17 protein-coding genes are annotated in these 14,038 nt (G+C 69.2%); 11 read left to right on the plus strand and 6 right to left on the minus strand.

Annotated features, from left to right (window positions below; translation table 11 throughout):
• Positions 1-2 precede the first annotated feature (2 nt).
• From RALTA_RS07145 to ygfZ, 3 genes are all read right to left on the minus strand, one after another.
• Positions 3-830, minus strand: a complete 828-nt coding sequence (locus RALTA_RS07145; protein WP_012352763.1) for an NRDE family protein — start codon at positions 828-830, stop codon at positions 3-5.
• Between the two features lie 92 nt (positions 831-922).
• Positions 923-1,213, minus strand: a complete 291-nt coding sequence (locus RALTA_RS07150) for a DUF4936 family protein (RefSeq protein WP_012352764.1) — start codon at positions 1,211-1,213, stop codon at positions 923-925.
• 17 nt (positions 1,214-1,230) lie between these two features.
• The gene (ygfZ, locus tag RALTA_RS07155) at positions 1,231-2,256 is read right to left on the minus strand and encodes a CAF17-like 4Fe-4S cluster assembly/insertion protein YgfZ (protein WP_012352765.1); all 1,026 of its coding nucleotides are present in this window, start codon (positions 2,254-2,256) and stop codon (positions 1,231-1,233) included.
• A 216-nt stretch (positions 2,257-2,472) separates the two neighbouring features.
• Between ygfZ and mltG the strand changes: the two genes are divergently transcribed.
• The 8 genes from mltG (at position 2,473) to RALTA_RS07195 (ending at position 8,200) form a co-directional block, all read left to right on the plus strand.
• The gene (gene mltG / locus RALTA_RS07160; protein ID WP_012352766.1) at positions 2,473-3,468 is read left to right on the plus strand and encodes an endolytic transglycosylase MltG; all 996 of its coding nucleotides are present in this window, start codon (positions 2,473-2,475) and stop codon (positions 3,466-3,468) included.
• Positions 3,469-3,475: 7 nt separating this feature from the next.
• Entirely contained in the window at positions 3,476-4,087 is a 612-nt protein-coding gene (tmk, locus tag RALTA_RS07165; RefSeq protein WP_012352767.1) for a dTMP kinase, read from the plus strand.
• 77 nt (positions 4,088-4,164) lie between these two features.
• A complete protein-coding gene (locus RALTA_RS07170) occupies positions 4,165-5,172 on the plus strand; it encodes a DNA polymerase III subunit delta' (protein ID WP_012352768.1) in 1,008 nt (335 codons plus the stop codon).
• Between the two features lie 63 nt (positions 5,173-5,235).
• Complete coding sequence (locus RALTA_RS07175; RefSeq protein WP_012352769.1) at positions 5,236-5,679, plus strand: PilZ domain-containing protein; 444 nt, start codon at positions 5,236-5,238, stop codon at positions 5,677-5,679.
• 37 nt (positions 5,680-5,716) lie between these two features.
• On the plus strand, positions 5,717-6,223 hold the full coding sequence (locus RALTA_RS07180; protein ID WP_012352770.1) for a GNAT family N-acetyltransferase: 507 nt from the start codon (positions 5,717-5,719) through the stop codon (positions 6,221-6,223).
• 32 nt (positions 6,224-6,255) lie between these two features.
• Positions 6,256-7,050, plus strand: coding sequence for a TatD family hydrolase (locus tag RALTA_RS07185; protein ID WP_012352771.1), 795 nt, complete (start codon positions 6,256-6,258; stop codon positions 7,048-7,050).
• On the plus strand, positions 7,043-7,789 hold the full coding sequence (locus RALTA_RS07190; protein WP_025585908.1) for an ankyrin repeat domain-containing protein: 747 nt from the start codon (positions 7,043-7,045) through the stop codon (positions 7,787-7,789). Before RALTA_RS07185 ends, RALTA_RS07190 begins: the two co-directional genes overlap by 8 nt.
• A 9-nt stretch (positions 7,790-7,798) precedes the next feature.
• Positions 7,799-8,200, plus strand: coding sequence for a YkvA family protein (locus RALTA_RS07195; protein ID WP_012352773.1), 402 nt, complete (start codon positions 7,799-7,801; stop codon positions 8,198-8,200).
• Here the strand turns inward: RALTA_RS07195 and egtB are convergent.
• Positions 8,197-9,486, minus strand: coding sequence for an ergothioneine biosynthesis protein EgtB (gene egtB, locus RALTA_RS07200; RefSeq protein ID WP_012352774.1), 1,290 nt, complete (start codon positions 9,484-9,486; stop codon positions 8,197-8,199). The genes RALTA_RS07195 and egtB overlap by 4 nt on opposite strands.
• A gap of 181 nt (positions 9,487-9,667) precedes the next feature.
• A complete protein-coding gene (locus tag RALTA_RS07205; RefSeq protein ID WP_012352775.1) occupies positions 9,668-10,288 on the minus strand; it encodes an FMN-dependent NADH-azoreductase in 621 nt (206 codons plus the stop codon).
• A gap of 162 nt (positions 10,289-10,450) precedes the next feature.
• On the opposite strand from RALTA_RS07205, the gene RALTA_RS07210 reads away from it, so the two are divergent.
• The 3 genes from RALTA_RS07210 (at position 10,451) to RALTA_RS07220 (ending at position 12,645) form a co-directional block, all read left to right on the plus strand.
• Entirely contained in the window at positions 10,451-11,398 is a 948-nt protein-coding gene (locus RALTA_RS07210) for a LysR family transcriptional regulator (protein WP_012352776.1), read from the plus strand.
• Between the two features lie 189 nt (positions 11,399-11,587).
• A complete protein-coding gene (locus tag RALTA_RS07215) occupies positions 11,588-12,007 on the plus strand; it encodes a DoxX family protein (protein WP_012352777.1) in 420 nt (139 codons plus the stop codon).
• A gap of 47 nt (positions 12,008-12,054) precedes the next feature.
• Positions 12,055-12,645: a DUF4136 domain-containing protein gene (locus RALTA_RS07220; protein WP_407637502.1), complete on the plus strand. Its 591-nt coding sequence runs from the start codon at positions 12,055-12,057 to the stop codon at positions 12,643-12,645.
• Between the two features lie 18 nt (positions 12,646-12,663).
• On the opposite strand, the gene RALTA_RS07225 is transcribed toward RALTA_RS07220, so the two are convergent.
• Positions 12,664-13,887, minus strand: a complete 1,224-nt coding sequence (locus RALTA_RS07225; RefSeq protein WP_012352779.1) for an EAL domain-containing response regulator — start codon at positions 13,885-13,887, stop codon at positions 12,664-12,666.
• Positions 13,888-14,038 lie beyond the last annotated feature (151 nt).

Raw genomic sequence — 14,038 nt, forward strand, 5'->3', positions numbered from 1 at the left:
CGTCAGCGCGGCGCCTGCACGATGCCGGTGTCGCGCGACAGGTTCAGCGTGCCGTGATAGGCCACGTCGCCGATGCGGCCATCGGCGTCGAAGCTGCGCTCGTTCAGGTCGAAGCGCCCGTCGTGGCGTATGCGCAGTACCGTGCTGGCGCGCGTGCCATACATCGGCGAGCGGATAAAGGCCGACGACAGCAGCTTTTCCCAGTCCGGCGCCACGCCCGTGGACGGCAGCTCGAAATCGGCGGCCTGGCGTTCGTCGGCCAGCATCTGCAGGTACGGCTCGGCGCTGGCGTTGGCCTGGCCGCTGTCCGCCGCCAGCACTTCGGCGAGCGCCCCGACGCGGCTGCGCACCTTGGGCCAGGGCGTATCGAGCAGCGCGTTGGACAATCCGTACAGGCCGGGACGCAGCCGTTGCGGCTGGCGCGACGCCGAGCGGTTGCTGTACCACCACAGTTCGCGCAGGTCGCTCGCCAGCAGGTTGAAGCCGTTGTAGGCGCCGTCTTCGCCGGCAAGACGGTCGAGGTAGTCGAAGGGCGCCGCGTGGCCGCGCAGGAAGCCGGCCACCAGCTCGCCGCGGGAACGGGCGTCGGTGCGTTTTTCGGACGGGGCGCGGTAGTTGGTCAGCGCGGCGAAGCGGCCCTCGGCATTGACCCCCATCCAGGTGCCGGGTTCGCCGATCACCTCGGCGAGGTCGCGGCCGCCCAGCACCTGCGGCGCATCCTGCCACCAGTGCGCGGCCGCCGCGGGGCGGGCATAGAATTCATCGCGGTTGCCGGCCACCACCAGGGCATAGTCCGGGTGCGATTGCCAGCCAACCAGGATCAGACACATCGTTTGGCTTCCTTTGCCGCGGGGGCTGGCCGCGTCAGCGGTGTCCCACGTACTTCAGTCCGACGGTGCCCGCACGACCTCTGCGAAGGCGCCTACAGCACGTCCAGGTCGATAAAGTGTTCGGCGCGCCGCTCGCCTTCGACCCACTGGTCCAGCCCGCTCTGGCGCCACAGCCCTTCGAGCGTGGCATCGAACGCGGGCGGCACGTCGGCGTAGCACTCCATCCACGTTTGCACGCCGGCGCGGGTTTCCGGCCTGCGCATCAGCGTACCACCAATTCCGGTGGCTTCGGCGACCGTTTCCATCCAGCGGTGCCAGTGCGGCAGCGCCTCGGCGGCGACGGCTTCCGGAACACGGAAATAGACGTAGAGGTGATCGCTCATGGCAGGTCCTGTGGCAATCAGCCGGCGGCCCGGGCGGCCGGGCCGGCATCCCCGAGCGGCACGTCGTAGGGGAGGTTGGCGGTGGCCACGGCCGCACCCTCGGCGCTGCCCAGGCGCAGTGCGCTGCCAGCAGCGTCGATCTTCAGTTCGGCCAGCCCGGCCCAGCCGCCATCCGGTGCGGGCGCGGCATTGACGATCATGCCGCAGGGCTGGCCCGGGTCCTCAGGACGATAGATCTCGGCCGCGGGAGCCGGCACCTCGCCTTCGCCCTGCACCAGCCACATGCGCCGCTTGAGGGTGCCGCGGTACTGACTGCGCGCCACCACTTCCTGGCCCGGATAGCAGCCCTTGCGGAAATTGACGCCGCCGACCAGCTCGAAATTGATCATCTGCGGCACGAACTGCTCCTGCGTGGCCGCGACGATGCGGGGCAGGCCGGATTGCACCTCGAGCCAGTCCCACAACGCCGGCGCGGCGCCTGTCAGCGTGGCGGACAGCGCCGCGCGCACGGCGTCGGCGCGTTCGGCCGGCAGCACCAGCTGCCAGCGCGGCTGTCCGGCACTGTCCGGCAGGCGGATCACGGTGACGCCATCGGCCCCGGCCACGGCAAAGGGGGCTTCGGGCGCGGGCAGGCCGGCCGCGCCCAGCGCCTGGGAGGCGCCGGCGCCGGCCACGCCGAGGATGGCGTGGGCCGGGGTGATATCGGACAGTTTGGCCTTGGCGCGCAGCACGAACATCGACAGCCGCTTCTGTACCGCGGCCTGGATTTCGGCCGACAGCTGCAGCACGATGCCGTCGGCGTCGCGCCACATCAGGAAGGTCGCCAGCAGCCGGCCCTTAGGCGAGCAGTAGCCCGCCAGGCGCGCCGTGCCCGGCGCCAGGTCGTCGACCGCGTTGGTCAGCTGGGTATGCAGGAAGCTGGCGGCATCGTCGCCCGCCACGCGGACGAGGCCGAGCCCGGCCGGAGTGCAGACCACGCCGCCGGCGGTCAGCGCGTCAAGGCCTGCGGCGAGTTCCTGGGCTTGGGGATTCAATGCTGGCATTGCGAGGCAATCGTCAAAGGCAAATCGGGGGAAGAATTCCGGCTCCGAGGGGTGCGCGGCGCCTGGCCTGCGGGAGGCGCCGGCGCCACGGCTCACGGTCGGGGCCAGGCTGCCGGTTATTATATGGGGCTACGAGATTTTCGGCCGGCGCCGGTGGTCCGCGGCGGCATGCCAGTCCGCCGGCGGGCGCCCGGCACCGGTCCCCATACCTGATACATGAAACGTTTATTCCTTGGCCTCGGCCTCGCCGTGCTGGTGTTCGCGCTGGCGGCTGCGGGCGGCTTCGCGTGGTGGGCCAATCACCCGGTGTCGCTTGGCAGGTCGCCGGTGGAAGTGGTGATCAAGCCCAATTCCGGCGTGGCCAGCGTCGGCCGGCAGATCCAGCGCGGCGGCGTGGGCATGGACCCGCGGCTGTTCGTGCTGCTGGCGCGGCTGACCGGCCGCGGCGCGGACCTCAAGGCCGGCGGCTATGCATTCGAAACCGGCGCGACGCCGCTGTCGATCCTCGGCAAGCTCGCCCGCGGCGAGGTCACGCACTACGTGGTCACGGTGATCGAGGGCTGGGAATTCCGCAAGATGCGCGCGGCGGTCGACGCCAGCCCGGCGCTGCGACACGACACCCGCGGCATGTCCGACGCCGAACTGATGAAAGCCATCGGCGCGCCCGAGGCTTCGCCCGAGGGGCTGTTCTTTCCCGACACCTACCTGTTCGCGCGCGGCAGCAGCGACCTCGAGCTGTACAAGCACGCCTACCGCGCCATGCAGCGGCGCCTCAACGAGGCCTGGAACGCGCGCTCGCCCGACCTGCCGTACAAGACTCCGTATGAGGCCCTGGTGATGGCGTCGATCGTCGAAAAGGAGACCGGCCAGGCCGCCGAGCGCCCGATGATCGCCGCGGTGTTTATCAACCGGCTGCGCAAGAACATGCTGCTGCAGACCGACCCGACCGTGATCTACGGCCTGGGCGAGGCCTTCGACGGCGACCTGCGCAAGCGCGACCTGCAGACGGACACCCCGTACAATACCTACACCCGCACCGGCCTGCCGCCGACGCCCATCGCGCTTCCGGGGCTGGCCTCGCTGGCCGCGGCGACCACGCCGGCGCCGTCCGACGCACTGTACTTCGTCGCCCGCGGCGACGGCAGCAGCCATTTCTCCAACTCGCTACCCGAACACAACCGCGCGGTCGACAAGTACCAGCGCGGCAAATAGGCATTCCATGCGCGGAAAATTCATTACCTTCGAGGGCATCGACGGCGCCGGCAAGAGCACCCATATCGACTGGGTTGCCGACCGCCTGCGCGCGCGCGCCGACATCGCCGGTGTCGTCACCACGCGCGAGCCCGGCGGCACGTCGCTCGGCGAAGACCTGCGCCAGATCCTGCTGCACCGCAAGATGCACCTGGAGACCGAGGCGCTGCTGATGTTCGCGGCGCGCAGGGAGCATATCGCCGAAGTCATCGCCCCGGCGCTGGAGCGTGGCAAGTGGGTCATTTCCGACCGCTTCACCGACGCCACTTTCGCTTACCAGGGCGGCGGCAGGGGCCTGGCCACGGAGCGGCTCGAGGTGCTGGAGAACTGGGTCCAGGGCAGCCTGCAGCCGGACCTGACACTGCTGTTCGACGTGCCGCTGGAGACCGCCAGCGCCCGCCTGGCCGCCGCGCGCACGCCGGACAAGTTCGAGGCGGAATCGCGTGCGTTCTTCCAGCGCACCCGCGACGAGTATCTGCGCCGCGCCGCGCAGTCGCCACACCGCTTCCGCGTCATCGACGCCACCCGCAGCATTGCCGATATTCGCGACGAACTTGAAAAGATCCTCGCAACGATCTGATTCACCAGCATTTTTATCCGACCTCACGGCAATATTCGGCCAGTACTCGAAGTTGGACCGCTAACCTGTTGATTGACATGCTCTATCCCTGGCAGAAAGAAGACTGGCAACGGCTGGGCGCGCTGCGCGAGCGGCTGCCGCATGCCTTGCTGATCCACGGCCAGCAAGGCATCGGCAAGCGCGACCTGGCGTTGCATTTCGCCCAGGGGCTGCTGTGCGAGGCGCCGCTGGCGGATGGACAGCCGTGCGGCCAGTGCGCCGCCTGCCACTGGTTCAGCCAGGGCAACCATCCGGATTTCACGGTGGTGCGGCCCGAGGCTCTCGACGCCTCGGCCGAGGCCGAAACCGACGACGGCGGCAAGAAGAAGGCGCCCAGCAAGATCATCCGCATGGAGCAGGTGCGCGCGCTGATCGAGGCCGTGGGGGTGGGCACGCACCGCGCCGGGCTGCGCGTGGTAGTGGTCTATCCGCTCGACGCGCTGCAGGCCGAAGGCGCCAATGCCTTGCTGAAGACGCTGGAAGAACCGCCGCCATCCACTGTTTTCCTGCTGGTGACCGACCGGCTGGACCGCATCCTGCCGACCATCCTGTCGCGCTGCCGCCAGTTTTCGGCGCAGCGGCCCACGACTGAGGCCGCGCTGGCATGGCTGGGCGGCCAGGGCGTGGCCGATGCCGAGGCCCAGCTGGCGCTGGCCGGCGGCGCGCCGCTGACCGCGCTGCACGCCGCCGAGGCCGAAGAGCAGCCGCTGCAGCGCTGGCTGGTCGGCCAGCTCGGTGCCGCGGCCGCCTTCGATGCCACCGCGGCGGCCGAGCAACTGCAGAAGCTGCCGGTGCCCGCCGTGCTTGGCATCCTGCAACGCTGGACGTACGATCTGCTGGCACTGCGCCTGGATAGCGGCGCCGCGCCGCGGTACTTTCCGCGGGAGCGCGCCGCGCTGGTGCGGTGCGCCGGTGCCACCGATGCGCGCGGCCTGCAGGCGTTTGCCGCGCGCCTGAACGCACACCGCCGCAGCGAGAACCATCCGCTGGCGGCACGGCTGGTAATGGAAGCGGTATTCCTGGAGTACCGGCAACTGTTCCGCTAGGGCGGCAGCGGCCGGGCCCGAACCATAACAACAAGCAGCATCGTCATTGTCAGGGGGTCATCCATGAACACGGCAGTCGCCGGCACTGCGCCGGCCGAGGCGGGGGTTGGCAACACAGCGGGCAACACAGCGGGCAACACAGCGGGCGGCCCGGCGGGCAGCGGGGCGGCGTCGCGCCCCAATGTGCTGTCCCTGTCGATCAAGGACCAGGCCGGACTGTACGCGGCCTATATGCCGTTCCTGGCGCGCGGCGGCATCTTCGTGCCATCGAACCGGCCGTTCCGGCTGGGCGAGCAGGTGTTCCTGGTATTGTCGCTGCTGGACCGGCCGCAGAAGTACCAGATCGCGGGCCACGTGGCCTGGATCACGCCCGCGGGCACGCCGATGAAGACACCCGGCGTCGGCGTCCACCTGCCCGACGACGACAACGGGCGCAACCTGCGCCGCGCGGTGGAGGAAATCCTGGGCAAGATGCTGGAGTCCGGGCGCCCCACTCAAACCTTATGAAGATTGCGAGGTATATCTCGCAATATATTGATTTTTAATGAATTTCTCGCTACGCATTGCCGAGCCTCGCGACCTGCCGGGCATCGTTGCCATTTACAACAGCACCGTCGCTTCGCGCATGGTCACCGCCGACACCGAGCCGGTCACGGTGGCCTCGCGCCAGGCCTGGTTCGATGCCCACCAGCCCGGGCGCCGGCCGCTCTGGGTGTGCGAGGGCGCTGACGGCGCCATGGCCGGCTGGATGAGCTTTTCCGATTTCTACGGGCGCCCGGCCTATGGCGCCACCGCCGAAGTGTCGATCTACCTGGACACCCGGCACCGTGGGCAGGGACTGGGGCGCTACCTGCTGCAGCAGGCCATCGACCAGGCGCCCGCGGTCGGCGTGAACACGCTGCTCGGCTTTATCTTCGGCCACAACGCCCCCAGCCTCGGCCTGTTCGCGGCGCTGGGCTTCACGCGCTGGGGCGACCTGCCGCGCGTTGCCGTGCTCGACGGCGTCGAGCGCGACCTGATCATCGTCGGCCGCCGCGTGGATGCGGCTTGAACTCCGCCTGAACGCCGCACCTGAGATTTCCCATGTTTGTCGATTCCCACTGCCATATCGATTTCCCCGAACTGGCCGCGCGCCTGCCGGAGCTGCTGGACAACATGCGCGCCAACCAGGTCACGCATGCGCTGTGCATCTCGGTCACGCTGGAAGACTTCCCGCGCGTGCTGGCGCTGGCCGAGCAGCATCCCAACCTGTATGCGTCGGTCGGCGTGCATCCGGACTATGAAGAGGGCGAAGATCCGACGCTGGAGCGGCTGGTGGCGCTGTCCGCCCATCCGCGCGTGGTCGGCACCGGCGAGACGGGGCTGGACTACTACCGGCTGAACGGCCGCAGCATTGCCGACATGGAATGGCAGCGCGAACGCTTCCGCACCCATATCCGCGCCGCGCGCCAGACCGGCAAGCCGCTGATCATCCATACCCGCTCGTCCGCCGACGACACGCTGCGCCTGATGCGCGAGGAAAGCGCGGGCGAGGCCGGCGGCGTGATGCACTGCTTTACCGAAACCTGGGATGTCGCCCGCCAGGCGCTGGACCAGGGCTTCCATATCTCGTTTTCGGGCATCGTCACCTTCAAGAGCGCGGCGGACCTGCAGGAGACCGTGCGCAAGGTGCCGCTGGACCGCATGCTGATCGAGACCGATTCCCCTTACCTCGCCCCGGTGCCGTACCGGGGCAAGACCAACGAGCCGGCCTGGGTGCGCCATGTGGGCGAGTTCATTGCGCAGCTGCGCGGGCTGCCGGTGGCACAGGTGGCGGAACAGACGACGGAAAATTTCTTCAACTTATTCAAGCACATTGACAGGAAATCTCATGTTTGACATGAAGTTTGTCCGCCGTGCCGCCGGCGCTGTCGCGCTGGCCGCCGCCACGCTCGTCCAGGCCGCGCCGGCCGACGACATGCGCAAGGCGGTGGAATTCGACGACGCCAACACCGTCAAGAAGCTGCTGGCCAAGGGCGTCGATCCCAACGTGGTCGACAACCGCGGCAATCCGGCCCTGGTGCTGGCGCTGCGCGAGAAGTCGCTGAAGGCCGCCACGGTGCTGATCCGCGCCAAGGACATCGATTTCGACAAGGCCAACCCGGCCGGCGAAACCCCCCTGATGATGGCCGCGCTGCAGGGCCAGCTCGACATGGTCAAGCTGATGGTCGACGACATGGAGGCCGAGATCAACAAGACCGGCTGGGCCCCGCTGCACTATGCCGCCACCAACGGCCACAACGACGTGGTCAAGTACCTGGTCGACCATGCCGCGTATATCGACGCCGAAAGCCCCAACGGCACCACGCCGCTGATGATGGCCGCGCGCGGCGGCCATATCGAGACCGTCAAGCTGCTGCTGGACGAAGGCGCCGACATGCGCCTGAAGAACCAGCAGGGCATGACCGTGATCGACTTTGCCGAGCGCTACAACCAGGCCGAGATCGCCAGCGGCCTGAAAGCGCGCTGGCAGAAGCTGTACCCGCAGACCCCGATTGTGCCGGCGCCGCCGCTGAAGCCGCCCGTCGCCGAGCCCGGCGGCCAGCGCCCCGCGGCGCCGCAGAGCAAGGGCTGGTAAGCCGGCGCGATGGCCAGCGGTTCGCGCCTGCGCCAGTGGGCGCGCGGGCTCAAGGGCAGCCTGCTGATGCTGTGGTTCTGCAGCCGCCATCCCGGCACGCCGTGGGCGGCGCGGGTGCTGGGCGCGCTGGTGGTGGCCTATGCCTTCAGCCCGATCGACCTGATCCCGGATTTCATCCCGGTGCTGGGCTATCTGGATGACGTGCTGCTGGTGCCGCTGGGGATCTGGCTCACGCTGCGGATGATTCCCGCCACGGTCAAGGACGAATGCCGCGGCCGTGCCGAGGCGTGGCAGGCCACCCATGCGCAGCGGCCGCGCAATCGCGCGGCCGCCGTGGTCATCGTGCTGGTGTGGGTGGCGCTGGCGTGGCTGGCCTGGCGCTGGCTGGCACCATACTGGACCCGGCCCTAGACGTCGTCGGCCAGCCGCACGCCGGTGAACTGCCAGCGCTGGTGCGGATAGAAGAAGTTGCGGTAGGTCGCGCGGATATGCGATTCGGGCGTGACGCAGGATCCGCCGCGCAGCACCATCTGGCCGCTCATGAACTTGCCGTTGTACTCGCCGACCGCGCCCGCGTTGGGACGGAAGCCCGGATAGGGCAGGAAGGCGCTGGCGGTCCATTCCCATACGTCGCCGAACATCTGGCGCAGCACGCCCGCGGTGTTCTGCCGGTCCGGCAGCGGCCGCAGCGCGCGTCCTTCGACAAAATTCCCGGTGGCAGGCAGGCGGCTGGCGGCGTGTTCCCATTCCGCCTCGGTCGGCAGGCGGCGCTCGGCCCAGCGCGCGAACGCGTCGGCCTCGTAGAAGCTGACGTGGGTCACCGGGCTGTCCGGATCGACCGGATGCATGCCGCGCAGCGTCATCTGCCACCAGGTGCCTTCGCGCTCTTCCCAGTAGAGCGGCGCCTGGATGCCTTGCTCGCCCACCCAGCGCCAGCCGTCGGACAGCCACAGGCCGGCGCTCTGGTAGCCGCCATCCTCGATGAACTCGAACCACTGCCGGTTGCTGACCGGATGCGAGCACAGCGTGAAAGGAGCCAGGTACACCTTGTGGCGCGGGGTTTCGCAATCGAAGGCGAAGGTCTCGCCGCGGTGGCCGATCTCGACCAGGCCGCCGTCGAAGCCGATCCAGTCCGGCGCGGGGCGCGGGTCGGCGATGACGGGCGCAGGCAGCTCCGGGGCAAAGGCCGGGCGCAGCGGGTTCTGCGCGAACAGGTGCAGCACGTCGGTCAGCAGCAGTTCCTGGTGCTGCTGTTCATGCTGCAGCCCCAGCATGATCAGCGCGGCCTCGTCGTCGGTCTGGGCGCTGCCCAGCAGCGACAGCATCGCTTCGTCGACGGCCTCGCGGTACGCCAGCACTTCGTCCAGCGACGGGCGCGTCAGCAGCCCGCGCTGCGGCCGCGGGTGCCGCGCGCCGACTGCTTCGTAGTAGGAGTTGAACAGATAGCGGTAGGCCGGATCCACGGGCTCGTAATCCGGTATGCGTGCGGCCAGCACGAATTCTTCGAAGAACCACGTGGTGTGCGCCAGATGCCATTTGGCGGGACTGGCGTCGTCCATGGACTGCACGGTGGCATCGGCATCGGACAGGTCCGCCACCAGGGTTTCGGTGGCGGCGCGTACATGCCGGTACTGCGACAGCAGGGCGGGTTCGTGCGGCGGATGAAGGGCGGCTCCTGGCAACAGGGCTGAAGTCATGCGGGCTCCCGGGTTGGATCGGTCGATGACTGCAGGCGGTGCGCCGCCGGCGCCCATGGGCCGCGGCTGCGCGCCGCCCATGGCACGCGGGGCGCCGTAGCGCCCCGAACCATCATAGACCCGATCCGGCCCCGCGGCGAGCCGGCGCCGTCCTACAGCGCCGTCCCGGGCCCGGGCCGCGTCAGGCGGCCAGCCGGCTGGCGTCGTTCAGCGCCGCGATCTCGGTGCGGGCGCTGGCCAGCCCGGCTTCGCGGAACTGCGGTCCCATGGCCAGGCCGTGGGCGCGAACGTAGCTGATGTCGGTGATGCCCAGGAAGCGCAGCACCACGTCGACGGTCTGCTCATGCAGGTCCAGCGCATTCGCATCCTGGCGCACGCCGCCGCGCGACGACACCACGATCACGCGCTTGCCGCCGGCCAGGCCCACCGGGCCGTTCTCGGTGTACTTGAAGGTGCGGCCAGCCTGCGCGATGCGGTCGATCCAGGCCTTGAGCTGGCTAGGGATGCCGAAGTTGTACTGCGGCACGCCCAGCACCAGCACGTCGGCGGCGAGGAACTCGGCCAGCCACTGCTCGGTGCGCTCCAGCTCGGCTTGCTGCACGGCGTTCAGGCCGTCCTTGGGGCCGCCCAGCACGGGCAGCAGGTTGCCGGACAGGTGCGCCGGGGCATCCTGGTCCAGGTCGCGCACGGTCACGGTGGCGCCGGGGTTGGCGGCGACCAGGTCGGCCACCACGCTGGCGGTCAGGCTGCGCGAAACAGAGTTGTCGCCGAGGACGCTGGTATCGATCTGCAGGATGTTCATGTCTTTCTCCACAAGGATGCGGTTGCGATGGAGGAAAGATAGCGGCTGGCCATTGGTATCGGTAGTGAGGCAAAATGCAAAGGATTGTTCTACCGATGCAACGCCATTCGGATGCCGTTCCGGCCGGGTTGCGGAGCCATCGGGGTGACCCCGGAGCCATCCATGCAAGACCTCAACGACCTGTCGCTGTTCGCCCAAGTGGTCGAGCATGGCAGTTTTTCCGCGGCCAGCCGCGCCACCGGCGTGCCCAAGTCGCGCCTGAGCCGGCGCATCGCCCAGCTCGAGCGCGACCTGGGCGTGCAGCTGCTGCGCCGGACCACGCGACAGGTACGCGTGACCCCGCTGGGGGAATCCTTCTACGAACGCTGCCGCGCCATGCTCAACGAGGCCGAGGCGGCGCGCGAAGTCATCGAGCAGGCGCGCGAGCAGCCCGGCGGCACGCTGCGGGTAAGCTGCCCGATCGCCATCGCCCAGATCCTGCTGGCGCCCGCGATCGGCCACTTCATGCGCGCCAACCCGGCCGTGCGCATCGAGCTGGAGACCACCAACCGGCGCGTCGACGTGATCGGCGAGGGCTTCGACCTCGCGCTGCGCGTGCGCGAGGTCATGGAAGACTCCAGCCTGGCGGTGCGCACCTTCGGCGAAAGCGAACTGATGCTGGTGGCCAGTCCGTCGCTGCTCGACAGCATCGGCCGGCCGCGCACGCCGCAGGCGCTGGACGGCATGCCGGGCGTGGGCCAGCAGCCGCACGACGGCAAGCATGTCTGGACCCTGCGCTGCAAGACCGGCGATTCGATCCAGATTGCCTACGATCCGCGCCTGGTCACCGACGAATTCGCGTTGCTGCGCGAGGCCGCCATCGCCGGGGTCGGCGTGGCCATGCTGCCGCGCATGTTCTGCCGCGAGGCGCTGGAGAGCGGCGAGCTGGAACTGGTGCTGCCGCAGTACGACATGCCGGTCGGCACGCTGCACGCGGTGTTCCCGTCGCGCAAGGGCGTGACGCCGGCCACCCGGCGTTTCCTCGACTTCCTGGGCGAGGTGCTGCCCGAATGCGCGCACAAGGTCGGCATGCAGCCGCCGCGCGTGCCGTCGATGCACCGCGTGGTGTAGCGCTGCCTGCGGCATTTGCCGGCGCCATGTGAAAGGCGTTGCCGGGCCGTGCCCGGGCGGGCGCGCGTCGCGCATTTGCGGCTTTACGTTCACGCCGGCTCGCACTAAGGTACAGGGGCGAACCGTGCGCGTGAGGGCTAAGGCGCATGGATCGATAACCTCTCACAGACAACGGCAAGGAGAATGGCCATGGGTGGCTCTCAGGGTTCCCAGGACTTGGGCAAGGCGCTGCTGCGCATCGTGCTTGGCGTGTTGATCCTGATGCATGGCATCGCCAAGGTCACGGGCGCGTCCGGCATCGGTTTCGTGTCGAAGGTGGTCGCCGACGCCGGCTTGCCGGCCTGGGTCGCCTACGGGGTCTACCTGGGCGAGATCGTCGCGCCGATCCTGCTGATCATCGGGCTGTGGAGCCGGCTGGCGGCGCTGGTGGTTGCCCTGAACATGCTGTTCGCCATCGCGCTGGTGCATACCAAGGAGCTTGGCATGCTGTCCAATACCGGCGGCTGGGCCCTGGAGCTGCAGGGCATGTACCTGGGGGCGGCGCTGGCTGTGCTGCTGCTGGGGGCGGGGCGGCTCAGCGTCGGCGGCATCAACGGCAAGCTCAACTAGCGCAATCCGCAATCCCACGTCCCGCCGACAATTCCTGGAGGTGTATCGTGAATGTGTTCCGGCAACTCTTCCCGCTTGCGATCCGGGGAACGATCCCCGCGGCGGTCGCGGCGCTGGTGCTGTCGGGCTGTGCCAGCGTGCCCGACATCAAGACCGACTACAACCGCGACACGGACTTCAGCGCCTACCGCACATTTGGCTTCGTCGAGCGTCCCGGCACCGACCGCGCCGGCTATGAAAGCCTGACCACCCAGTACTTCAAGACCGCGGTCCAGCGCGAACTGGGCGCGCGCGGCTACCGCTACGCGGCGCAGTCGCCGGACCTGCTGGTCAACTTCAACGCGAAGCTGCAGGAAAAGGTGGAAGTCAGCCCGGCACCCGCGCCGATGATGGGCTACTACGGCTATCGCGGCGGGCTGTATGCGCCGTGGCCGGGCTATGGCTTCTATAACGACGTGTATCGCTACACCGAGGGCACGGTGAACATCGACCTGGTCGACCGGCGCCAGATGAAGCTGGTGTGGGAAGGCGTGGCGGTCGGCAGCGTCGACACCAGCGACAAGGCCAGCGCCCAGCAGCGCATCGACAAGACCGTGGCGCAGATCTTTGCCAAGTATCCGTTCCGGGTCGGGCAGTAGCGCGGGCGGCGCCGGCGCTCAGGCCGGCGGCGGGGCCGCCGCCCGCTCGATGGCGTCCGCGACGAAGGCCTCGGCCGGCTTCGGCGCCGACCACAGGTAGCCCTGGCCCAGCGGACAGCCCAGGGCCAGCAGCGCGGCGCGCTGGGCATCGGTCTCGACGCCCTCGGCCACGCATTCCAGTCCCAGTTCCCTGGCCAGGGCGATCATGCTGCGGCAGATCGTCGCCCGCTGGCCGTGTCCGTCGACTTCGGCGACGAACGACCGGTCCACTTTCAGCTGCGTGAAGGGCAGGTCCGCCAGCAGCTTGAGCGTGGCGATGCCCACGCCGAAATCGTCGATCGCCACACCGTAGCCGAGCAGGCGCAGACGGTTCAGCGCGACCGACAGTGCCAGCGTGTCGGGCACCGGGTAACCCTCGGTCAGCTCCACCGTCAGCGCCTGCCGCGGCACGCCGCTGGCGCCCACCAGCGCGTCGAACGATTCCAGCACGCCCGGGCGGCACAGCGTTTGCGCCGACGCGTTCAGGCCCATCGCAATCCCGACACCGGCGGCGCGCAGGCGCTGCAGCGCCGCCAGGCACTGGCGCGCCACCAGGAAGAACACCGGGTCGGCCGCGTCCAGCGCCTCGAGCTGCGGGATGAACTGGTCCGGCGCTACCAGGCCATGCTCGGGATGGCGCCAGCGCACCAGCGCTTCGGCCCCGGCCAGGCGGCCGCTGGCGATGTCGTACTGTGGCTGCAGCATGACCAGCAGGTCCGTGCCGGCCCGGGTCGCGGCGAGCAGTTCCTCGTCACCGGGGGACCAGGCCGGGATGCCGGCCGCGGCATCCCGGCGCACCAGGGCATCGGCCAGGATCACTTCGAGCGCATCGCGCGACAGCGGCTTGCGCAGCGCGTGCACGCGCGGGATGCCGGCCGCATGCGCCAGGCCGCGGTTGGAATCGAGGATGTCCTCGGCCAGCGCCGTGACCCACACCCACACCGGCGGCGCGCCGGCGAAGGCGTGCGGGCCGCGCCGGTGCAGCTCGGCGATCAGCTCGGGACCATTGCAGCCCGGCATTTCGATGTCGCACAGGACCACGTCGAACGGCTCGCGCGCCAGCAGCTCGGCCGCCTGCGTCCCGTTCTGCGCGCTGGCCAGCGTCAGCACGCCGACATGGCGCAGCAGGCCTTCGGCGGCGGCACGCTGGAACGGGTGGTCTTCGACGACGAGGATGCGCAGCCTGGCGTAACGGATTGGCATGGGGAGGGGAGGGCGGTGGGCCGCCGGTATGCGATGCGATCGGGTTTGCCGAATGGTAGCGCGGCGCGGCTGCGTCGGCCCCTGGCGGCGTCATGGCGCAGTCGGGAAGGTGCCGGGGATCGCGCCGGCATCTTGCGCAATGGCGCGGAAA

The sequence above is a fragment of the Cupriavidus taiwanensis LMG 19424 genome, from assembly GCF_000069785.1.
Classification (GTDB): Bacteria; Pseudomonadota; Gammaproteobacteria; order Burkholderiales; family Burkholderiaceae; genus Cupriavidus; species Cupriavidus taiwanensis.